The organism is Streptomyces sp. CoH27, from assembly GCF_020181035.1.
Classification (GTDB): Bacteria; Actinomycetota; Actinomycetes; order Streptomycetales; family Streptomycetaceae; genus Streptomyces; species Streptomyces camelliae.
Genome location: NZ_JAIQYY010000010.1, coordinates 341,265 through 360,778 on the forward strand (window position 1 = coordinate 341,265; position 19,514 = coordinate 360,778).

Here is a 19,514-nt window from a genome sequence, read left to right on the forward strand (position 1 = left end):
TGCACCGGACGGTGCGGCCCGGCCCGTACAGGCACCGGACCGCACTCACGGATCAGGTCAGCTCAGGCCGGCGATGGTGGTGCGGACCTTGCTGATGATCTCGTCGGGCATCGGCGCGTAGCTGATGCCGCTGAGGATCTTCTGGCCGTCCTCGGACGCGATGTAGTTGAGGAAGGACTTGACGGTGGGCAGGGTGTCGGGCTTGTTGCCCTTGTCGCAGACGATCTCGTACGTCACCAGGGTGATCGGGTAGGCGCCGTCGGCCTTGGTGTTGTAGTTCAGCTTCAGGGACAGGTCCTGGCCGGTGCCGACGACCTTGGCGTCCGCGATCGCCTTGGTGGCGCTGTCGCTGCTCGGGGCGACCGGCGCGGAGGCACCGGTGTTGACGCTGGCCGCCTTGATGCCGTCACCGACGTAGGACAGCTCGAAGTAGCCGATGGCGCCGTTGGTCTGCTTGACCTGCTGGGCCACACCGGAGGACTGGGCGGCGGACTGACCGCCCTGGGCCTGCCAGGTCTTGCCACCCGAGTACTTCCAGTTCTCCGGGGTGGCGGCCTTCAGGTACTTGGTGAAGTTGTCCGTGGTGCCGGAGTCGTCCGAGCGGTGGAAGGCCTGGATCTTCAGGTCGGGGAGCTTGGCGCCCTTGTTCAGCGCGGCGATCGCCGGGTCGTTCCAGTTGGTGATCTTGCCGTCGAAGATCTTGGCGATGGTCGGGGCGTCCAGGACCAGGTTGTCCACGCCGTTCAGGTTGTAACCGACGGCGATCGGGCCGCCGAGCATCGGCAGGTCGATGCCCTGGCCGCCGCTGGAGCAGACCTTCTTGGAGGCGGCGACGGCGTCGGGCTTCAGCGCGGAGTCGGAACCGGCCCACGGGATCTGGCCCTGCGTGAACGCGGTGACACCGGCGCCGGAACCGCCGGCCTTGTAGTTGATCTGCACGCCACAGGCCTGCGAGAAGTTCTTGACCCAGGCCTGGATCGCGTTCTTCTGCGCGGAGGAGCCGTCGGACAGCAGCTGGCCCTTGGCGCCGTCACACTTGATGGCGGAGGCGTTGGTGGACGTCGAGGGACCACCGGACGCCGTGCTCCCCGTGCTGGTGTTGTCGGAGCCGCACGCCGTCAGGGCCAGGGCGCTGGAGACGGCGATCGCACCGAGAGAGACGGCGCGCAGCCGGTTCGTGCGCTGAAGCTTCACTTTCGGGAGTTCCTTCCGGGAGCCGCCGCGGTCGGCGGCGTGCGAAGTCAGTCGACAGATGCGGGAGCGGCACCCTTATGGCCGCACTCCGCACCGGGTACGGCCGAAATTAGGCAGAACAGGTGAAGCCGCCGATGGCCGGAAGTGAACGGGGGGTGAACCCCTGCCGTCGGCGTGGTGAGGTCACGGAATGCTCACGGGGAGGGCACACGAAGGTTCCGGCCGCCGGTGACGGCGGGGTTACACCCACACGTCTTCGGCGTTCGTCTCCCTGCGTGCGAACCGTCGCGAACTTTTGCGCCCGAGGAGCCGTCTCACCCCAGGAAGGCCCGAGGAGGCCTGGGGGATCCGGGGAAAGGCGACCAAGGACCATGGTCATGGAACGACGTACGTTCATCGCGGGCGGAACGGCCGCGCTCGCCACTGCCGCACTGTCGGGGTGCAGCAGCGGCGCGGGCACATCGGCCACGACGGCACACACGCGCACATCGTCCCTTATGTCCATAAAATCCGCCAGTGCCGGTGCCGCCGCCACCTGGACGGACCTCGCCCATGACCTGGACGGCACCCTGGTCCGCCCCGGCGACGTAGCCTGGCGGACGGCGCACCAGCTCTACAACACCCGCTTCGACGGTCTGAAGCCCGCAGCGGTGGCCTACGTCGCCCACGCCGACGACATACGCACCACCCTCGCCTACGCCCAGGCGCACCACCTGAAGGTGTCCATACGCAACGGCGGCCACTCCTACGCCGGCTACTCCTCCGGCGACAACCGCCTCATCCTCGACGTCTCCAGGCTGAACCGCATCCGGGTCAGCGGCGGCCAGGCGGTCGTCGGCGCCGGCTCCAAGCTGATCGACGTCTACCGGGCACTGGCGGCCAAGGGCGTGACCATACCCGCCGGCTCCTGCCCGTCCGTCGGCGTCTCCGGCCTGGTCCTCGGCGGCGGCCACGGCGTCGCCTCCCGTGCCTACGGCCTGACCTGCGACAACCTCACCCAGGCGACGCTGATCACGGCGGACGGCACCCAGGTGACGGCGAACGCGAAGGATCACTCCGAGCTCTTCTGGGCCCTGCGCGGCGCGGGCAACGGCAACTTCGGCGTCGTCACCGAGCTCCAGTTCCGGACGCATGCGGCGCCGCAGGCGGTGACGGCGTACCTGACCTGGCCCTGGTCGAAGGCGGCGGCGGTGCTGAAGGCCTGGCAGGAGTGGGGCCCGGCCCAGCCCGACGAGATCTGGTCCGCCCTCCACCTGGACTGTTCCCCCGGCCGCACCCCGTCGATCTCGGTCGCCTGCTTCTCGATGGGAACGTACGGCGAACTCCAGAACGCGGTGGACCGCCTCGCCCACCAGGCCGGCGCGAACGCCACCTCGGTCACCCTGCGTCGCAAGGGCTACGAGGAGGCGATGGAGGCCTACGCGGGCTGCACCTCCTTCTCCGCCGACGCCCAGTGCCACCTGCCCGGCTCCACCCCCGGCCGCTCCCCGCAGGGCAGGCTCGGCCGGGACACGTACGCGGCCCGCTCCGACTTCTTCGACCGCTCGCTGTCGCCGGCGGGCATCCAGACGGTCCTTCGCCAGATCGCCGCGGTACGGGGCGGCGCGGGCAGCATCGCCTTCACGGCCCTCGGCGGCGCGGTGAACCGTGTGTCGCCGACGGCCACGGCCTTCGTCCACCGCCGCTCGCGCATGCTGGCCCAGTACTTCACCTCCTGGGGCGCGGGCGCCTCCGGCGCCACGGCCCAGTCGTGGCTGTCGTCGGCCCACGCGGCGATGCGGCCGTACGCCTCGGGCGCGGCGTACCAGAACTACACGGACCCGACGCTGAGCGACTGGCGCACGGCGTACTACGGGGACGCGGTGACGAGGCTGGGCAAGGTGAAGAAGCAGTACGACCCGCAGCGCTTCTTCTCGTACGCGCAGGGGTTGTAGGCCGATTTCTCGTACGCGCAGGGGTTGTAGGTCGATCGAGCGGGACTTGGCTGCTACGCCGCCAGGTCCCGCTCCTCGTTCTCCACGGCCGTACGGGCGCCGGGCAGCAAGGCGTCCTGCTGCCCGCCCACCGCGGACCGGCGCCGCACGATCCACCCGGCCCGGCGGGACCGCTCCACCGCGCGCATCAGCGGGGTGAGCAGGGCCATGGCCGCCGGGGAGAGCAGCAGGGCGACCGCTGTGCCGAGGGCGAAGCCGCCGATGACGTCGGTCGGGTAGTGCACGCCCATGTAGACCCGGCAGAACCCCTCGAACAACGCGAGCCCGATCCCGGCGATGCCGAAGCGGCGATGGGCGACGAACAAACCCACCCCGAGGGCCATGGTGATGGTGGCGTGGTCGCTGACGAAGGAGAAGTCGGTCTTGCCGGAGACGAGGACGTCGAGCCCCTGGTGATCGACGAAGGGCCGAGGCCGCTGTACGAACCCCCGGATGGGGATGTTGACGAGTACGGCGATCGCAGCGGCCAGCGGGGCCCAGACCAGCGCGGCGACGGAGGACGCGGCGTTCTCGCCGCCGCGCCGCCGCACGGACCACCAGCACCACACCACCAGCAGCACCATCGCGACGAGCAGCCCGTACTCACCGACGGACTCCATGATCCGGTCGAACCAGTGCGGAGCGTCCTTGGCGAGGCCGTTGATGTCGTAGAGCAGGCCGACGTCGGGGTTCGATCCGGATTCGGCGAGTACAGCCATGGTGCTGTGGCCCCTTCGTCGTCTACCGGACGCACCTCATGTGCGCCGCTTCCACCCCCGTGGTCGTAGATCCGCTTCCGCTCCACTGCCGTACTGCCCGCATCGACGTCCGCTCGGCTACGTCAAAAGGAACGCACACCCCTCATCAATACGTTCCACTCTCCACTGAATGATCACTCAGACGTTATCGAAGAGAGACTCATCACCGCAGCTCAGGGGGGTGGTTCACGCTCAGTTGACACCGTCTCACACCGCCGTGGGGAGCGCTTTTGCGCCATCTTCGGTGACGCGGGTGGCGCCGAAGTAATCAGGGCTGTCGATGGGATCGAACCGGATCACGGCCCCGGTCCTCGGCGCGTCGATCATGTACCCGCCCCCCACATAGATCCCCACGTGGTGGATGGCCCGAGAGTCGCTGAGGTCGGTCGAGAAGAACACGAGGTCACCGGGGAGCAGCTGGTCCCGGGACGGATGCGGCCCGGCGTTGTACTGATCGTTGGCCACCCGCGGCAACGTGATCCCGACAGTCGCGTACGCGGCCTGCGTCAACCCCGAACAGTCGAACCGCCCACCCTGCTCAGCGGTCCCCTCCCCACCCCACAGATAGGGCGTCCCCAGCTTCTTCTGCGCGAAGTCGATGGCACCGGCAGCTTGTTGAGTGGGATCGATCCGGCCGACGGGGGCGGCGAAGCTCTTGGCCAGGCTGTTGATCCGCTGGACGTAGTTCTGGGTCTCGCTGATACCCGGCACCCCGCCGGCCTTTATCACCCGGTAGGCACCGGCGTTGTAGGCGGCGAGCATGTTGTCGGAGACGTTGCCCGGCACGTTCTTCACGTCCTTCGCCAGCTGGCAGTCGTACGAAGCCGCCGACGGAATCGCGTCGTTGGGGTCCCAGACGTCACGCTTGCCGTCCCCGTTGGCGTCGATGCCGTAGATGGCCCACGTGCCGGGAATGAACTGCGCGATGCCCTGCGCGTTGGCCGAGCTGACGATTTTCGGGTTCCAGCCGCTCTCCTGGTACAGCTGCGCGGCGAGCAGCGCCGGGGTCAGCTGCGGGCACAGGTTCCCCCACTTCTGCACGAGCCCCTGGTAAGCAGCCGGTACAGCCCCCTTGGACAGCCCCCGGCCCGCCGAGGCGACCCCGCCCATGAGGTTCCCGCCGACGACGTAGACCCCCACGACGAGCAGCGTGACGAAGCCCATGCAGAGCCCGACGGCCGCCCCACCGATCACCCATACCTTCCGCACGGTTCAACTTTCCCCCATGCACGAGCGGTTCAAGGCTCTTTTTGCGTGATGTGGCGTCATTTCACAGTGAAGCCCTGGCACATGATGGCGGTGTAGTCGCTGGGCGTGCGGATGTGGAACCACTGCACCGTCCAGTCGCCGGGATCGTTGCCGACCGGGATGGCGGGCAAGGACTTCTTCCCGTCCATCCAGGAACGGAAGTCGTCCGGGTAGGTGAGGTACGTCCAGGCGGACCCGTCACCGCCGTAGAGGTCGATGGGCTTGCTGGTGTAGCCCAGCGTCACGCTCTGCGAGAGCACTCCGGCGACAGGCTTTCCGGTGCTCGGATCGATGCCGTGCGGCGGTTTCACGCTGACGGTCACGTAGTACGGGCCGTGGATCCCGGGGTGCCCCGAGTAGCTGTTGTGCCAGAACCCGATCCGCACCTTGTGCTCGAAGACCGGGCGCTCCGCGCGATTGCCGGGGTCGTCGGGGTCGGACATGGAGGACAGGAAATCCTTGGGCGCCAGCTCCGCGTCCGGCAGCTGGCACTGTCCCGTCGACGACTTCCAGTACTGGCGGTCGATGTTGTCAAGCGCGTAGGCGGGCGCGCCGCCCGTGCCGGTGGCCGTCTTGGACGCCGTCGCCTGCGGGCTGGACGCCTTGCCCGACGCGCTCGCGGAAGCCCGGCCCCCAGCGATGTCCTTGCCGTCACCCCGCTGGGCGAGCACCACCGCGGTGGCCGCTCCGATCCCCACCACGAGTCCCACCGCCACGGCGACCATCCACCGCTTGCTCCGACGGCGGGCGGGCCGGCCCAGCTGGGTGGGCGTGTAGCCGTGACCGCCGTACGCGGGCCCCACCGTGGGCAGGTCGTGCGGCCCTGCGGGCGACGCCACCGGCTGCGGAATCGGCATCGGCGTCGGCGGGGTCTGCGGTGCGGCCTCGCCCAGCGCGGCGAGGCCGGCGTAGAACGGGTCCTCCACGAGTGCGGACCGCACCCCACACCGGGCGATCACCTCCCCGAGTCCCGGCCGGGCGGCGGGGTCCTTGGCCGCGCACGCCTCGATCAGGGCGGCCAGGTCCGGTTCGACGCCCGCGAGGTCGATGGGCTCGTGGACGGCGCGGTAGCTGACGCCGTTCGGGTCGCCGGAGCCGAAGGGCGGTCGGCCGGTCACCGCGTAGGCGAGGGTGGCGCCGAGGGCGAACACGTCGGCAGCCGGGCCGACCTGGTTGCGCATCAGCACCTCGGGCGCCGTGAAGCCGGGCGTGCCGGGCGCGAACCCGGCGTCGGTGAGGGCGGCCTGGTCCGCCGTGCGGGCGATGCCGAAGTCGATGAGCTGGGGTCCCTGAGCTGCGAGGATGACGTTCTGCGGCTTCAGATCCCGGTGCGTCACCCCGTACTCGTGGACGGCCGCGAGGCCCTCGGCGAGGGCGGCGAAGAGGCTGCGGCAGGTCTCCACCGGCAGCGGCCCCCGTTCGGCGACCGCCTGGGCGAGGGTCGGGCCGGTGACGTACTCCGTCGCCAGCCAGTACGGTGCGCTGTCCAACGAGGCGTCGATCAGGTTGGCCGTATAGGCACTCCGCACCGCCCGCGCCGTCTCCACCTCACGCCGGAAACGCGCCAGCGCCTCGGGATGCTCGGTGATCTCGTCCCGGATCACCTTGATGGCGACCAGCCGGCCGCCGGGCGAGCGCCCGAGATACACCTGCCCCATCCCACCCGCCCCGAGCCGGGCGAGCAGGGTGTGGGTGCCTATGTGCGACGGGTCCTGAGGCTTGAGTGCGTCCACGGACACACCCTGCCATGAAGATCAGTTTTCGGTCAGCGGTTGGCCGTACGGAGGTTCACCGACCGCTCGTCGCATCCTTGTACAGCTCCGCCGCCCCGCTCCCCAGCACCACGCTGTACGACACGTCGTCCGTGTCGCCGCCCTCCTCATGCCCGCCGATCACACCGACGACCTGGCCGTCGCCGTTGATCCAGGGACTGCCGCTGGTGCCGGTGCTGAAGGCCGGGCAGTCGATGCGCTGCTGGGTGCGGCTGTGCACGGTCGGCTTGTTGATGCAGCGGATCGGCACCTCACGGGAGGACGGGTAGCCGACGACGGTCACGGCGGTGGCACCGGTCTCCGTACCGGCAGTGAAGCGGTTGCCCCCGACCACGTCCTCCAGCTTCCGCCCCTTCAGGTCCTGGACGACGGCGAGGGCCACGTCGCTGTCCTCGTCCTGGTCCTTGGCCCACCCGTCGGGCAGGTACCGCTTGCCCACCTTCCACACCCCGTACGGCGCCTTCCCGTCCCGGTAGCCCGGCACGAAGAGCAGACCGCCGTCGTCGGCGCCGGCCACGCAGTGCGCCGCCGTGACGATGAGATCGCGCCCGGGACTGTGCACGACCGAGGCGGTGCAGTAGTGACCGCCCTTGAGATCGTTGGCCCGGTCCGCGCCGAAGAGCGCACCGACCCGCTCCGTGTGCCGGTCCGCCTGGGCCTCGGCGGTCACCCCGAGGGGGCCCGACGGCTCATCTGCGACCGCCACGGACGCCGAGGTCAGCGCAAGCATCACCACCACCCCGAGCAAGGCGGGGCGTGTGTGGACCCAGATGCGTGTGGTGCGCTTCATCAGCCACCACTCTGCCCCGCGAACGTGAAAAAGAGACTGCGACTTCACTGAGAATTTCCTGTGAAACCTCCGCTTGGCCGCTGGGGATCGCCGTATACGGGGAAGTCGCCGGTCGCGACATCCCCTCGCAGCGGCTCGGGCAGCGGCACCGACTCCCCGAACTTACCCGTCAGTACATCCTGGTAGGCGCCGTTGTCGGGCCGGGTGTGCAGGGCCCAGGTGGCCTTGCGCGGGTCGATGACGAGCAGCGCGGGGACGCGGGCCACGGCGTACCAGTCGGCCTTGTCGCGGATGTCCCGGGACTTCTCCGACTGGCAGATGACCTCGACGGCGAGCGCGGCGTCCTCGGCATCGGCAAGCCAGTCGTCGTCCTCCTCCCACTCCAGGGGCAGAACGACCAGATCCGGCGTCACATAGTCGTCCGGGTCGTCGGGGAGGGCGATGGACGACACCTCGTACACGTCCAGACCATCGGGGAGGGACGCGCCTTCCAGCTGCCGCCGCAACCGCTTCACCACGCCCGCGTGCTTGCCACGGGGAGTCGGGGACATCACGAGCTTCCCTCCCACGATCTGCACCCGCAGACCCGTCGCTTCCTCGATCTTCTCCGCGACCTGGCGCAGGTTCCCCGGCCGGGGAGGCGGGCCGTTCCAAGTGCCGGACGACACGGACATGGCTCGCTGCCTCCGTCCTTCCGCCTCGATGGCATCACCGGCCGAATGAGCGGGTTCGGTGGGAGGTCCGACATCCCGCTCGGCTTCGTACATACGGTACTGGTCGGCCCCCTGTAAAGCGCCCGCGTGACGCACACGCACCGTCGCCATGACCCTCCCCTTCACGCTTCGGTCAGACGCGACTACGGTACGTCACCGCTCTGACAGTCCGCCCACAACAGCTTCCCGCCCCAGGACGCCCCGAGATGGCGCAGCACGGACACGCCCCAGGAGTCGGCACAGGCCCGCACGAGATGCAGGCCACGCCCGCTTTCGGCGTCACCCTGCGGTACGGGCAGGGGTACGGCGCCGGCGTCGGTGTCAGGGGCGAAGCCGGGCGGGACGCGGGGGTCGGTGTCCCAGACGGCCACGGTCACCTTCCCCGACCCCCTGCCGAGGAGCCGGAGGGCGTAGGGACCGGCGGTGTGCAGATGCGCGTTGGCGAGCAGCTCGGCGGCCACGAGTTCGGCGGTGGGGGTGAGCGGGGAGAGGTCGTGCGCGGCGAGGACGGTGCGGAGGGTTGCGCGAGCGATCCCCGGTGCGCGTGGATCGTGCGGGAGGTGGAGGGTGTAGGCCCAGGGCTTGGATACGGTGGGCATCGAAGTCTCCGTTCGGGATGGGGGGTTGAGGTGCGGTTGTTTCGAATGCCCAGTGACCACGCCGCTCCGTCGAGCGGGGCACTTCTGGGCGGGGGCCCAGTTGTAAGGTAGCGACACGGAGTGAAGGTCTTCACTGAAAACCGGATATCTCCTTCACCTACCACCCGTGTGAGTGACAGCAAGGAGGTGGCAATCCGTGAGGAACCCAACGGGTCGCCAGCTGCGCTTTGGCGCGGAGCTGCGGAAACTGCGCGAGCGAGCGGGCTTGAGTTCCACCGAGGCCGGTCAACTCCTGGGCATCAAGCAGGCGCAGGTCAGCAACATGGAGGCCGGTCGCGTCGGCGTGAGCCCCGACCGGATGCACACCATCGCCTGCCACTACGACTGCTCCGACAAGCCCCTCGTCGAAGCACTCGCGGCCATGACTTCCGAACGCAAACGCGGCTGGTGGGAGCAGTACCGCGAAGTGCTTCCGAACGCGCTCCTCGACCTGGCCGAACTGGAGCACCACGCTCAGTCGTTGCGCGCCAGCACCACGGCCCGTATCCCCGGGCTGCTCCAGACACGTGAGTACGCACTCGAAATCTTCCGCCAGGCGGTCACCGAACTCTCGCCGCCCGACATCGAGCACCGCCTCTCGTTCCGCATCAAGCGGCAGGCGATCCTCTACGACGAGGACGACCCCACCCCGTACGAGGCGATCGTCCACGAGGCGGCCCTCCGTATGCAGGTCGGCGGCCCGACGGTTACCCGGCACCAGCTGCAGCACCTGCTCGACATGAGCGACCGTGACCACATCACACTGCGGGCCATCACCTTCGAGGCCGGCGCCTACCCGGGATCCGGGCAGTCGATCTTTTACGCATACGGCGCAGTGCCGCAGCTGGACACCGTCCACCTGGACCAAGCACACGGTCTCGCGTTCCTCGACGCCGAGGCCCAGTTGCAGAAGTACCGGACCCTCTTCGAGCGGATCGATGCCGTAGCCCTCGCCCCAGAGAAGACCCGAGACCTTGTCCACAACCTGATGCGAGAGCTGTGAAGGAAGACTTATGAACCCACAGAACTGGCAGAAGTCGTCCTACTGCTCCGAGGGCGACTCCTGCATACACGTCGCCGCCACCCCCCGCACCATCCACCTCACCGAATCCGCCGACCTCACCGGCGCGATCCTCACCACCACCCCCGAGGCCTTCAGCGCCCTCCTCGCCACCCTCAAGAAGGAACCGGCCCCCACCAGCCAAGGCGACAACGACGACATCCCCCTCCGCCTCCGCTCCGCGGACACCGTCGTCACGACCACCCGCCACAAGTGGAACGCCTTCGTACTCGGCGTACAGGCAGGCGAGTTCGACCACTTCGTAGCCACCCACTGAGGAAAGGGCACACCGGCTTCTGTCACCAAGGCAGAGGCTCAGGGCGGCGGTTCCACCACCACCCGTGTGCCGAGGCCACGTCCTCCCCGACCAACTCCTTGCGGAAGAGGCCCTCGGAGTCATCGACTGTCAGCTGGGCGAACAAGGCGTCCAGGGACTCAAGAGCGTTCTGCAGCAGGGCGGCTACATCCTGAGAAAGTTGACTGCGCACCTGCTCCAGCTTGTCTCGGGTTTCGAGGCGCTCGCGATAGAGATCGGGTGGACACCAGCCGGAGGGGGCCCAGGCGGATTCCATGTGCCGGACGAGTTTCTCCCAGGCACCCAGGGAGCTCCTTGCCTCCCAGAATGGTGTTCCCGCGGTGCTGGTCTCCTCCGGGTACGTGCGGTGCAGCTGCGCGGCGAAAACATCCTCGACCGGGGTGGCGATCTTCAGTTCGCGGACCACTTCGGGGATGCGGGCGACGGTGACATGCGGAAGTCGGTCGACGGGAGCTTCAACCCTGTCAATCGTGTAGCGGGGTTCTTCGTCGTCGGAGTCGTACAGGCGTGCTCGTGTGACCCGCCCGTCCTCCGTGGCCAGCCAGTACGCGCTCGGCGGCATTTCCTCGGCGGGAAAGAGCACCACGGCCTCGGCGGCCCGGGCGAAGGCTGAGGCCAGCTCGCGCTCGCTCGGCTGCGGTTGCATCGCTTCCTGGATGTAGATGTCCAGGGAAGTGGACACATCTCCTCGGAGCATTGCCGTGTCGCACAGCACCAGAGCATCCCAGTTGCGCTGATCCTGGTCGCTGGCCTCGTCCGCCACGTCCAATTCCTGCACAGGCACCTGCAGGCACTGGGCAAGCGCGGACGTGACGGTCTCGGGGGTCAAGGACTCCACGGTGAGGAGGTTGTACGTCATGGATGCGTTCGCAAGTGGTGGGTGATGATGCCCTGAATGTCGGTGAGCCACTGGCGTAGCGAGACCTCATCCGGCGGCTCGATGCACAGACCCAGCACATCGGTCGCCTCTTCCAGATCGTCGTCTGATCGGTTCAGGCTGAGGAAGTCGCTGATCTCAGAGGCCGCAGCCAAGACTTCGTCGCGCGGTTCACCGGAGAGGTAGTCGTCCACCGCTTCAGCGTGCGATTGATACTCCAGGCCGAAGTCCTGGTGGAAGTACGCCCCCAGAAAGTGCGCGAGGGCAGGGAAACGTTCGCGCCACTCCCAGTCAGCCACCTTGAACGCTTCCTTGGGCGACTGCTTCGGGCCGGTCAGCCAGTCGTGAATCTCCTTTTGACGCTTCAGCATCACGGCGTCGGTGAACTTCTGGGCAGACTCCTCATATCGAGTATCTTGCCGCTGTCGCCCATGACTTGACGTCTTCCCCCTCTACCGATCGCCTGGATGTTCGACCTTAGCCACGGTCCACGCTTCACGATTGCAAGCCGCACCAAGGCCGAGTAAAGATCTGACGGGTGGTCGTGAGTCACCCCACTTTCGCGTGATCAGGACGACCTCACCTGCGCAGCTGAACCGGCGCCACCTGAGGCGGCAGCACCGGCTCGCCGAGTTCGTTCACCTGTGTACCTGAGGGATATCGGGCGCATTCGGCATACGCGGCGACCTGGAGGCGGTCGCCGGGGTACGCCTCCACGGACACGGTGTCCTCGCCGTTCACGGGCTTCAAGCTCAGCCGGAGCCAAGAGCGGGAGTTCTCATAACCGGCGACCTTCCAGCCCTGCCGCGTCAGTTCCGCACGCGCCCGTTGCATCGCGGAAACCGCCTCCGCGCGGGAGACCCTCTTCAGCGCCCACCCGCTGCTCACATCGACCACGCCCGGAGGGCTCCCGGGAGAGTCACTCAACTCCTCGTCGAGGTGACGCAGCCCCCGGTAGGAGCAGCCGTAACCATCGGCCTCCGGGCTGCCGCCGGGCTCCAGTTCTGCGTCAGGCAGATCCAGAGCGTCGTACACGGCCTGTGTGTATCCGTCCAATCGCGTCGCCGTGGCCACCGGATCTGCGACGCGGTACGGCTCCCCGTTCCACAGCCGCGTGCAGCCGGCAACCCCGGCCACGGCCAGCAGGACGGCCGACACGGCGGCGATCTTCCGGTGCGGGCTGGTGCGGCGACATTCCTGTGTCATGCACAGAATCGTGCGGCGGGGGATCGCACAGTGGCATGAGTCGTCGTACTCATCCCTACTGGGCTTGCGGACTGACCTGCCTGCATTGGTATGACTCGGGTAGGATCGCGGTATGACCACGAAGATGACCGTCTCACTCTCGGATGAATCCGCTGGTTACGTTCGCACTCACGCCCCTGAGGGCAATGTCTCCGCGTTCATAGACCGTCTCATCCGGCGGCAGATCACACTGGACGCGGCCAAGCAGTTGGTCGCAGCCGGTTACCGTCCTGAGCTGGACGGCGAGGGTGACGCGTGGTGAACAAGGGCGACATCTGGCAGATCAAGGGTGCCCAAGGTGAACGCACCGTGTGCGTCGTCAGCCTCGACAGCCTCGACGAGACGTTCGGCGCCTGCCTCGCCATCGTGCTGCACCCGCCCGGCGCTTACCCCGACACCATCATGTCCGTGCACCTGAGCGCCCCTGTCGAAGCAGTCGCCGTGGCGCTCAATCTCACCCAGCTCAAGACGACCCGCTTCGACGACGGCACCTACCTGGGAAACATCGGACCGGACGCGGTCGCCCGGGTCGACCAGGCCCTTCGCGCGGTGCTCGACCTCTGAACGGCACTGCGCGACGCGCTGAACGACGACGCGCCCCTCCTCCTCCGCTCCGCGGACACCGTCGTCACGACCACCCGCCACAAGTGGAACGCCTTCGTACTCGGCGTACAGGCAGGCGAGTTCGACCACTTCGCACGGCCTCTGTCGAAGTCTTCACCGACCTTGTGAGCTGCGCGTAGTTGGCGAACGGCGAGTAGATGCGGGTGGGTTAGATTCGTGGACGCCTTCGCACGTCCCACTGCCTGAGGAACTGCCCGTGTCCCACATACAGCCCCACGGCGGCATGAACGCCTCGTACACCCCGGAGCAGATACGACGCAACCGCCTGATCTTCCTCGGTGTGCTCCTTGTCATCGCGGGCCTGGTGGCGTTCGTGACCTTGGGCCCGCACGACACGAAGGACCAGTCCGCGACGCTCAAGGCCGGTGACTGCTTCCAGAACATCGGGACGGACAAGGAAGCGAAGGCCAAGAAGCTCGACTGCACTGACCCGCACGCCGACTACAAGGTCCTGAAGATGGACAAGAACGGAGTCGTCGATACCTTCTCGTGCTCCGACGTCCCAGGCACAACCGGATCGCTCACCCAGATGGGCCCAGGAGGGTCGTTCGTCGTCTGCTTCAAGGGGAACGACGAGAAGGGCAAGAAATAGCCGGGCGCAGCCGGGCCCTCTCTCCAGCCACCGATGCGTCCTGCAGAACTGCGATGGTGAACAAGGGCGATGTCTGGCAGATCAAAGACGCGGTCGCCCGGATCGACCAGGCCCTTCGCGCGGTGCTCGACCTCTGACCGACCCTCAGCGACGCGACCAGGCTGGTCAGACCGGGCCTGTCACCCCACCGGCTTCAGCCCCCACGCCACCCCGGTCAGCTCCTCCGACAGCGTCCACAGCCGCCGGGCCGCCTCCGGGTCGCTGGCCGCAGCGCTACGGCTGACCAGGGTCGGCGCGCCGCGCCACTCACCCAGGCCGTCCGGGCCGACGTACGCCGCCCCGGGCAGGTCCTGGCTCGCGGCGAACAGCGTGGGCAGGGCGCCGGCCCTGTCGCTCTGGGCGAGCAGCTTGTCGGTGACCGCCATGAGGCCCCTCATCAGGGCGTTGCCGTGGTGGCTCGTCAGGTTGGTGGCCGCGTAGCCGGGATGGGCGGCCAGGGCCCGGACCGGAGAGCCGGCCTCGGTGAGGCGGCGCTGGAGTTCCAGGGTGAACAAGAGGTTCGCCAGCTTGGACTGACCGTAGGCGCGGACCGGGGTGTAGCGGCCGCGCAGGTTCACGTCCTCGAAGCTGATCACTCCGTCGCCGAAGCGATGGGCGCCGGAGGCGACCGTCACCACCCGGTCCGTCACATACGGCAGGAGCAGGTTCGTCAGCACGAAGTGCCCGAGGTGGTTCGTACCGAACTGCATCTCGAAGCCTTGCTTCGTCCGCTGCTCCGGCAGCATCATCACGCCCGCGTTGTTGATCAGCAGGTCCAGCGGGCGGTCCCAGCCGTCCGCGAACTCCCGCACCGAGTCCAGGTCCGCCAGGTCCAGCCGGCGCACCTCCGTACTGCCGCCCACCCGCGCCGCCGCAGCCCCGCCGCGCGCCAGATCCCGTACGGCGAACACCACATGCGCCCCGGCCCGCGCCAGCGCCTCGGCGGTGACGAGGCCGAGGCCACTGTTGGCGCCGGTGATCACGGCCGTACGGCCGGTCTGGTCGGGGAGGTCGGTCACGTTCCACTTCTTCGTATCAGCCATACCCCGAATGTAGGCATCGACAACAAAGATGTCAATGACAACATCGCGATACGATGGTCCGCATGCCGCGCCAGCCCACCAGCCGCCCCTACCACCACGGAGACCTGCGCACCGCCCTGCTCAAGAGCGCCGAGCGCACCCTGCGCGAGAAGGGGGTCGGCGCACTCTCGCTGCGCGAGCTGGCCCGTGACGCCGGCGTGAGCCACGCCGCCCCGGGGCGGCACTTCAAGGACAAGCAGGCCCTGCTCGACGCCCTCGCCCTCGACGGGTACGAGCGCCTCAACCGGGCCCTGGACACGGCTGTCGAAAGCCCCGGCCTCGACTTCGAGGGACGCCTGACCGCCCTCGCCCGCGCCTACCTCGGTTTCGCCATGGCGAACCCCGAGCTGCTGGAGCTGATGTTCACCCGCAAGCACGACCCCGACAGCTCCGACCTGCTCGCTTCGGCCGTCGAACACTCCCTCGGCTCCATCACGCGGATGATCGCGGAGGCCCAGGAGCAAGGGCAGATCGTCGCGGGCGACCCCGAGCGGATCACCATGGCCGCCGCCGCGAGCCTGCACGGCCTCGCCACCCTCATCACCCACGGCGCACTCCCCGCCGAGGAGTCGATCAACGGCCTGGACGAACACGTCCACCTGCTGCTGAACGGCCTCCGGCCGCGGTAACACGCGTCAGCCCCCCATCAGTTACGCGCGTAGCCCCGCCCTGCGCCCGCTCTGTGCCCCAGGTCAAGCCACCCCCAGCACACGGCCAGCACACGGCTATTGATCAGCAATCCCTCGGCCGCCTTCAGTAACGCGGTAGTCAGGATTCCACAAGCCTCTTGTTGTCGCGTACTCAACAAGCGAAGGTCGGTCCCGGGCCGCCGCCCCCACCGGTCACCCACCGGTGGACCCCCACACCCGCAGGCCTCTGTCACCCACTATCAGGAGGCTGTACCTTGCGTACGTCCACCCCCAACTCCCCCCATATACCCGGCAGATGGCGCCGGTTCGGCACGGCCGCCGTGGCCACCGCCGCGCTCGCCCTCGCCGGCCTCGGCACCGCGGCCCAGGCCAACGCGGACACCGCCACCGCCCCCCACAAGGTGAGCGCGAAGACCATCGCCGCCCAGGTCGCCAAGGCCCACGTGCGCTACGAGAAGGCCTGCGGCGCGACGCCGAAGAAGGGCTTCGCGGCCTGCAACGCGCTGCGCGTGACCGGCGGTACCACCGCCTTCATGGAGAAGCAGGCGGCCCTGAAGGGCATCGCGCCCAAGACTGTGCAGCCGAACGCCGCGTCCGCCTCCCCCACCGGATACGGCCCCTCGGACATCCAGTCGGCCTACGGCCTCACCTCCGCCGCCGCCTCCAACGGTTCCGGCGAGACCGTCGCGATCGTGGACGCCTACGACGACCCGAACGCGGCGGCCGACCTCGCGACGTACCGCTCGTACTACGGCCTGCCGGCCTGCACCACCTCCAACGGCTGCTTCAAGAAGGTCAGCCAGACCGGCTCCACCACCTCGCTCCCCACCGCCGACAGCGGCTGGGCCGGTGAGGAGTCCCTCGACCTCGACATGGTCAGCGCGACCTGCCCGAACTGCAACATCCTCCTCGTCGAGGCCAAGTCGGCGTCCGACGCCAACCTCGGCACCGCGGTGAACGAGGCCGTCAAGCTGGGCGCCAAGTTCGTCTCCAACAGCTACGGCGGCTCGGAGTCCTCCTCCGACACGACGTACGACACCCAGTACTACAACCACCCGGGCGTCGCCATCACCGCGAGCGCGGGCGACAGCGCCTACGGCGCCGAGTACCCGGCCGCCTCCCAGTACGTCACCGCCGTCGGCGGCACCTCCCTGTCGGCGGACTCCAGCAGCCGCGGCTGGACCGAGTCCGTCTGGGGCACGTCCAGCACCGAGGGCACCGGCTCCGGCTGCTCCGCCTACGACCCCAAGCCCAGCTGGCAGACCGACAGCGGCTGCTCCACGCGCATGATCGGCGACGTCTCCGCCGTGGCCGACCCCGCCACCGGCGTCTCGGTCTACGACACCTACCAGGCGAGCGGCTGGAACACCTACGGCGGCACCAGCGCCTCCTCGCCGATCATCGCCTCGGTCTACGCCCTCGCCGGCACCCCGGGCAGCAGCGACTACCCGGCGCAGTACCCGTACAACGCGGCCGGCACCTCCGCCCTGAACGACGTGACGAGCGGCAGCAACGGCACCTGCGACACCGACTACTTCTGCAACGCCGAGACGGGCTACGACGGCCCGACCGGCTGGGGCACCCCGCAGGGCACGAGCGCCTTCAGCGCGAGCTGAGCACCACCTGATCCACCACCTGATCCACCCCTTGATCCACCACCTGATCCACCCCGTCGGGTCACGGGGAGCCGCCAGCTGGAGGGGGACGTGGGGTCCCCTCGGCGGCATGGAAAGGAAAACGGGCCACGGCAGCCGGCCGCGGCCCGTTTTCCCTATCCAACTCCCCTGAAACACCTGTGTATTGAGCCAAGTGAACGGAATCCTTCGGTAAGGCGGACGCCAGGATTCCAGGGAACCCTTGTTGTCGCGTACTCAACAAGCCACAGTCATCGTCGTATCGCCGCACGCACCCGCACAGCCCTGTTCCCCACCCCACCGGACATCAGGAGCTGCTCACATGCGTACGACTCCCCCACGGTGGCGCCGCCTCGGCACCGCCTTCACGGCGACCGCGGCACTCGCCCTCGCCGGCCTCGGCACCGCGGCCCACGCGAACGCGGCGGCACCCTCGCCGACGGCGACCTGGACCGCGACCCCCTGTGCCACCCCCAAGCACCAGGGCGAACTCGCCTGTAACTCCTTCCGGGTGACCGGCGGCCTCACCGCCTTCCAGAAGCAGCGGGCCGCGAGAGACGGCATCACCCCGAAGGCCGCCGACGCCTCCACCCCCTCCGGCTACGGCCCCTCCGACCTCCAGTCGGCCTACGGCCTCACCTCCGCCGCCGCTTCCAAGGGCTCCGGCGAGACCATCGCGATCGTGGACGCCTACGACGACCCGAACGCCGCGGCCGACCTGGCCAAGTACCGCTCGTACTACGGCCTGCCCTCCTGCACCACCTCCAACGGCTGCTTCAAGAAGGTCAGCCAGACCGGCTCCACCACCTCCCTGCCCTCCGCCGACAGCGGCTGGGCCGAGGAGGAGTCCCTCGACCTCGACATGGCTTCCGCCGTCTGCCCGAACTGCAAGATCCTGCTGGTCGAGGCCACGTCCGCGACGATGGCCAACCTCGGCAAGGCGGTCAACGAGGCGGTCACCCTGGGCGCGAAGTACGTCTCCAACAGCTACGGCGGCTCGGAATCGTCCTCGGACACGTCGTACGACTCCTCCTACTTCAACCACCCGGGCGTCGCCATCACCGTCTCCGCAGGTGACAGCGCCTACGGCGCCGAATACCCGGCCGCCTCGAAGTACGTGACGGCGGTCGGCGGCACGGCCCTGTCGACCTCGTCCAACTCCCGCGGCTGGACGGAGTCGGTCTGGAAGACGAGCAGCACGGAGGGAACCGGATCCGGCTGCTCCGCCTACGACGCCAAGCCGACCTGGCAGACCGACACCGGCTGCACCAAGCGCACGATCTCCGACGTGGCCGCCGTCGCCGACCCGGCAACGGGCGTCTCCGTCTACGACTCCTACGGAGTGACGGCCGGCTGGTACACCTTCGGCGGCACCAGCGCCAGCTCGCCCATCATCGCCTCGGTCTACGCCCTCGCCGGCACCCCGTCCAGCAGCAGCTACCCGGCCAAGTTCCCGTACACCGCGGCCGGCACCTCCGCACTGAACGACGTCACCAGCGGCAACAACGGCAGCTGCTCCCCCAGCTACCTGTGCACCGCCAGGTCCGGCTACGACGGGCCGACCGGCTGGGGCACCCCGGAGGGCACGGCGGCCTTCACCGGCTGACAACCGACTGACAAACCGACTGACCGAGCGTCAACCTTGCAGGTGATGGGCCCCGGCGGCACCCGCTGCCGGGGCCCATGTCCATTTTCCGCCCGTCCCTCATGAGAACATCATCCCGACGCCTCACCCGACCGGCCGTCAGAAACCGCGCCAGGTCGTAAGGGAGGACAACGACGGAACCACACGACAGGTTCCGCTCGTATCTCGTTGCCCGGCGTGACCTGCCGTGATACACAGAGTGACCATACGAGGTATTCGTACGAAACCCGCCAGTCAATGACGTCAAGTCGACATACGACCGCGAAGTTGTCGGCGACAATGAGACCTGCCTCCGCACACCGCGGGGGCCACGCGGAACTACCCACCAGGGGCGGTGACTTACATGCTCTTTGCGGCCGACAAGGGAGACATCAACACCATCATCGGCGGGATCGCCCCGAACTGGGGCCCCTTCGGCAGCCTGGGCAACGAGGCGAAGGTGATGATCGAGGTGGTGATGGCGGTGGCCATCCTCCTGTGCCTCGGCATCGCCGTCTGGGGTGCGGCCAAACAGCGCATCGGCGCCACGGCCCTCCGCGACACCTTCAGCGCGGAACAGGGCAAGGGCCTCATCATCGCCGGCCTCACCGGAGTCTTCATCATCGGCTCCCTCGGCACCCTGTTCACGATCGTGTACGGCATGGCGGTCTAGCCCGCTTCTTCT

The 19,514-nt window shown here is 68.4% G+C and carries 21 protein-coding genes; 10 read left to right on the forward strand and 11 right to left on the reverse strand.

Annotated elements, in window-relative coordinates:
- Positions 1–57: 57 nt before the first annotated feature.
- Complete coding sequence (pstS, locus tag LE548_RS19160) at positions 58–1,194, reverse strand: phosphate ABC transporter substrate-binding protein PstS (protein WP_225098097.1); 1,137 nt, start codon at positions 1,192–1,194, stop codon at positions 58–60.
- A gap of 377 nt (positions 1,195–1,571) precedes the next feature.
- On the opposite strand from pstS, the gene LE548_RS19165 reads away from it, so the two are divergent.
- Entirely contained in the window at positions 1,572–3,128 is a 1,557-nt protein-coding gene (locus LE548_RS19165; RefSeq protein WP_225098098.1) for an FAD-binding oxidoreductase, read from the forward strand.
- A 53-nt stretch (positions 3,129–3,181) separates the two neighbouring features.
- Here LE548_RS19165 and LE548_RS19170 read toward each other — a convergent pair whose 3' ends face one another.
- From LE548_RS19170 to LE548_RS19195, 6 genes are all read right to left on the reverse strand, one after another.
- The gene (locus LE548_RS19170; RefSeq protein WP_225098099.1) at positions 3,182–3,886 is read right to left on the reverse strand and encodes a phosphatase PAP2 family protein; all 705 of its coding nucleotides are present in this window, start codon (positions 3,884–3,886) and stop codon (positions 3,182–3,184) included.
- Positions 3,887–4,132: 246 nt separating this feature from the next.
- Complete coding sequence (locus LE548_RS19175; protein WP_225098139.1) at positions 4,133–5,089, reverse strand: bifunctional lytic transglycosylase/C40 family peptidase; 957 nt, start codon at positions 5,087–5,089, stop codon at positions 4,133–4,135.
- Positions 5,090–5,190: 101 nt separating this feature from the next.
- Entirely contained in the window at positions 5,191–6,906 is a 1,716-nt protein-coding gene (locus LE548_RS19180; RefSeq protein ID WP_225098100.1) for a serine/threonine-protein kinase, read from the reverse strand.
- 55 nt (positions 6,907–6,961) lie between these two features.
- The gene (locus LE548_RS19185) at positions 6,962–7,735 is read right to left on the reverse strand and encodes a serine protease (protein WP_225098101.1); all 774 of its coding nucleotides are present in this window, start codon (positions 7,733–7,735) and stop codon (positions 6,962–6,964) included.
- Positions 7,736–7,779: 44 nt separating this feature from the next.
- A complete protein-coding gene (locus tag LE548_RS19190) occupies positions 7,780–8,409 on the reverse strand; it encodes a Uma2 family endonuclease (protein ID WP_225098102.1) in 630 nt (209 codons plus the stop codon).
- A 182-nt stretch (positions 8,410–8,591) separates the two neighbouring features.
- Positions 8,592–9,047 carry an ATP-binding protein gene (locus tag LE548_RS19195; RefSeq protein WP_225098103.1) on the reverse strand — a complete coding sequence of 152 codons (456 nt, stop codon included), beginning with the start codon at positions 9,045–9,047 and terminating at the stop codon, positions 8,592–8,594.
- Between the two features lie 196 nt (positions 9,048–9,243).
- On the opposite strand from LE548_RS19195, the gene LE548_RS19200 reads away from it, so the two are divergent.
- Entirely contained in the window at positions 9,244–10,089 is an 846-nt protein-coding gene (locus LE548_RS19200; protein ID WP_225098104.1) for a helix-turn-helix transcriptional regulator, read from the forward strand.
- Between the two features lie 10 nt (positions 10,090–10,099).
- The gene (locus LE548_RS19205) at positions 10,100–10,423 is read left to right on the forward strand and encodes a DUF397 domain-containing protein (RefSeq protein ID WP_225098105.1); all 324 of its coding nucleotides are present in this window, start codon (positions 10,100–10,102) and stop codon (positions 10,421–10,423) included.
- 22 nt (positions 10,424–10,445) lie between these two features.
- On the opposite strand, the gene LE548_RS19210 is transcribed toward LE548_RS19205, so the two are convergent.
- The 3 genes from LE548_RS19210 to LE548_RS19220 form a co-directional block, all read right to left on the reverse strand.
- A complete protein-coding gene (locus LE548_RS19210) occupies positions 10,446–11,321 on the reverse strand; it encodes a hypothetical protein (protein ID WP_225098106.1) in 876 nt (291 codons plus the stop codon).
- Entirely contained in the window at positions 11,318–11,710 is a 393-nt protein-coding gene (locus LE548_RS19215) for a contact-dependent growth inhibition system immunity protein (protein WP_225098107.1), read from the reverse strand. Before LE548_RS19215 ends, LE548_RS19210 begins: the two co-directional genes overlap by 4 nt.
- 208 nt (positions 11,711–11,918) lie before the next feature.
- Positions 11,919–12,545 carry a hypothetical protein gene (locus LE548_RS19220; RefSeq protein ID WP_225098108.1) on the reverse strand — a complete coding sequence of 209 codons (627 nt, stop codon included), beginning with the start codon at positions 12,543–12,545 and terminating at the stop codon, positions 11,919–11,921.
- Positions 12,546–12,657: 112 nt separating this feature from the next.
- On the opposite strand from LE548_RS19220, the gene LE548_RS19225 reads away from it, so the two are divergent.
- From LE548_RS19225 to LE548_RS19240, 3 genes are all read left to right on the forward strand, one after another.
- The gene (locus LE548_RS19225; RefSeq protein ID WP_225098109.1) at positions 12,658–12,846 is read left to right on the forward strand and encodes a toxin-antitoxin system HicB family antitoxin; all 189 of its coding nucleotides are present in this window, start codon (positions 12,658–12,660) and stop codon (positions 12,844–12,846) included.
- Positions 12,843–13,148, forward strand: coding sequence for a hypothetical protein (locus LE548_RS19230; protein WP_225098110.1), 306 nt, complete (start codon positions 12,843–12,845; stop codon positions 13,146–13,148). The genes LE548_RS19225 and LE548_RS19230 overlap by 4 nt, the downstream gene beginning before the upstream one ends.
- A 256-nt stretch (positions 13,149–13,404) precedes the next feature.
- On the forward strand, positions 13,405–13,800 hold the full coding sequence (locus tag LE548_RS19240; protein WP_225098111.1) for a hypothetical protein: 396 nt from the start codon (positions 13,405–13,407) through the stop codon (positions 13,798–13,800).
- Between the two features lie 179 nt (positions 13,801–13,979).
- On the opposite strand, the gene LE548_RS19245 is transcribed toward LE548_RS19240, so the two are convergent.
- On the reverse strand, positions 13,980–14,882 hold the full coding sequence (locus LE548_RS19245) for an oxidoreductase (protein WP_225098112.1): 903 nt from the start codon (positions 14,880–14,882) through the stop codon (positions 13,980–13,982).
- Between the two features lie 62 nt (positions 14,883–14,944).
- Here LE548_RS19245 and LE548_RS19250 point away from each other — a divergent pair, with 62 nt between their 5' ends.
- The 4 genes from LE548_RS19250 to LE548_RS19265 all read left to right on the forward strand — a co-directional run bounded on the left by LE548_RS19250 (position 14,945) and on the right by LE548_RS19265 (position 19,502).
- Positions 14,945–15,550 carry a TetR/AcrR family transcriptional regulator gene (locus LE548_RS19250; RefSeq protein WP_225098113.1) on the forward strand — a complete coding sequence of 202 codons (606 nt, stop codon included), beginning with the start codon at positions 14,945–14,947 and terminating at the stop codon, positions 15,548–15,550.
- 275 nt (positions 15,551–15,825) lie between these two features.
- On the forward strand, positions 15,826–17,187 hold the full coding sequence (locus LE548_RS19255; protein ID WP_225098114.1) for a S53 family peptidase: 1,362 nt from the start codon (positions 15,826–15,828) through the stop codon (positions 17,185–17,187).
- Positions 17,188–17,527: 340 nt separating this feature from the next.
- Positions 17,528–18,811, forward strand: a complete 1,284-nt coding sequence (locus LE548_RS19260) for a S53 family peptidase (RefSeq protein WP_225098115.1) — start codon at positions 17,528–17,530, stop codon at positions 18,809–18,811.
- Between the two features lie 382 nt (positions 18,812–19,193).
- Positions 19,194–19,502 (forward strand): hypothetical protein, encoded by a 309-nt coding sequence (locus LE548_RS19265; protein WP_009189392.1) that lies wholly within the window; start codon positions 19,194–19,196, stop codon positions 19,500–19,502.
- The last annotated feature ends 12 nt before the right edge of the window (positions 19,503–19,514 follow it).

What these genes read in the sequence shown, in the direction of transcription:
- LE548_RS19220 (WP_225098108.1), bottom strand. Translation starts at nt 12,545, where the DNA reads ATGACACAGGAATGTCGCCGCACCAGCCCGCACCGGAAGATCGCCGCC.
- LE548_RS19245 (WP_225098112.1), bottom strand. Translation starts at nt 14,882, where the DNA reads ATGGCTGATACGAAGAAGTGGAACGTGACCGACCTCCCCGACCAGACC.
- LE548_RS19195 (WP_225098103.1), bottom strand. Translation starts at nt 9,047, where the DNA reads ATGCCCACCGTATCCAAGCCCTGGGCCTACACCCTCCACCTCCCGCAC.
- LE548_RS19210 (WP_225098106.1), bottom strand. Translation starts at nt 11,321, where the DNA reads ATGACGTACAACCTCCTCACCGTGGAGTCCTTGACCCCCGAGACCGTC.
- LE548_RS19215 (WP_225098107.1), bottom strand. Translation starts at nt 11,710, where the DNA reads ATGCTGAAGCGTCAAAAGGAGATTCACGACTGGCTGACCGGCCCGAAG.
- LE548_RS19175 (WP_225098139.1), bottom strand. Translation starts at nt 5,089, where the DNA reads ATGGGCTTCGTCACGCTGCTCGTCGTGGGGGTCTACGTCGTCGGCGGG.
- LE548_RS19190 (WP_225098102.1), bottom strand. Translation starts at nt 8,409, where the DNA reads ATGTCCGTGTCGTCCGGCACTTGGAACGGCCCGCCTCCCCGGCCGGGG.
- LE548_RS19250 (WP_225098113.1), top strand. Translation starts at nt 14,945, where the DNA reads ATGCCGCGCCAGCCCACCAGCCGCCCCTACCACCACGGAGACCTGCGC.
- LE548_RS19265 (WP_009189392.1), top strand. Translation starts at nt 19,194, where the DNA reads ATGCTCTTTGCGGCCGACAAGGGAGACATCAACACCATCATCGGCGGG.
- LE548_RS19170 (WP_225098099.1), bottom strand. Translation starts at nt 3,886, where the DNA reads ATGGCTGTACTCGCCGAATCCGGATCGAACCCCGACGTCGGCCTGCTC.
- LE548_RS19260 (WP_225098115.1), top strand. Translation starts at nt 17,528, where the DNA reads ATGCGTACGACTCCCCCACGGTGGCGCCGCCTCGGCACCGCCTTCACG.
- LE548_RS19185 (WP_225098101.1), bottom strand. Translation starts at nt 7,735, where the DNA reads ATGAAGCGCACCACACGCATCTGGGTCCACACACGCCCCGCCTTGCTC.
- LE548_RS19165 (WP_225098098.1), top strand. Translation starts at nt 1,572, where the DNA reads ATGGAACGACGTACGTTCATCGCGGGCGGAACGGCCGCGCTCGCCACT.
- LE548_RS19225 (WP_225098109.1), top strand. Translation starts at nt 12,658, where the DNA reads ATGACCACGAAGATGACCGTCTCACTCTCGGATGAATCCGCTGGTTAC.
- LE548_RS19205 (WP_225098105.1), top strand. Translation starts at nt 10,100, where the DNA reads ATGAACCCACAGAACTGGCAGAAGTCGTCCTACTGCTCCGAGGGCGAC.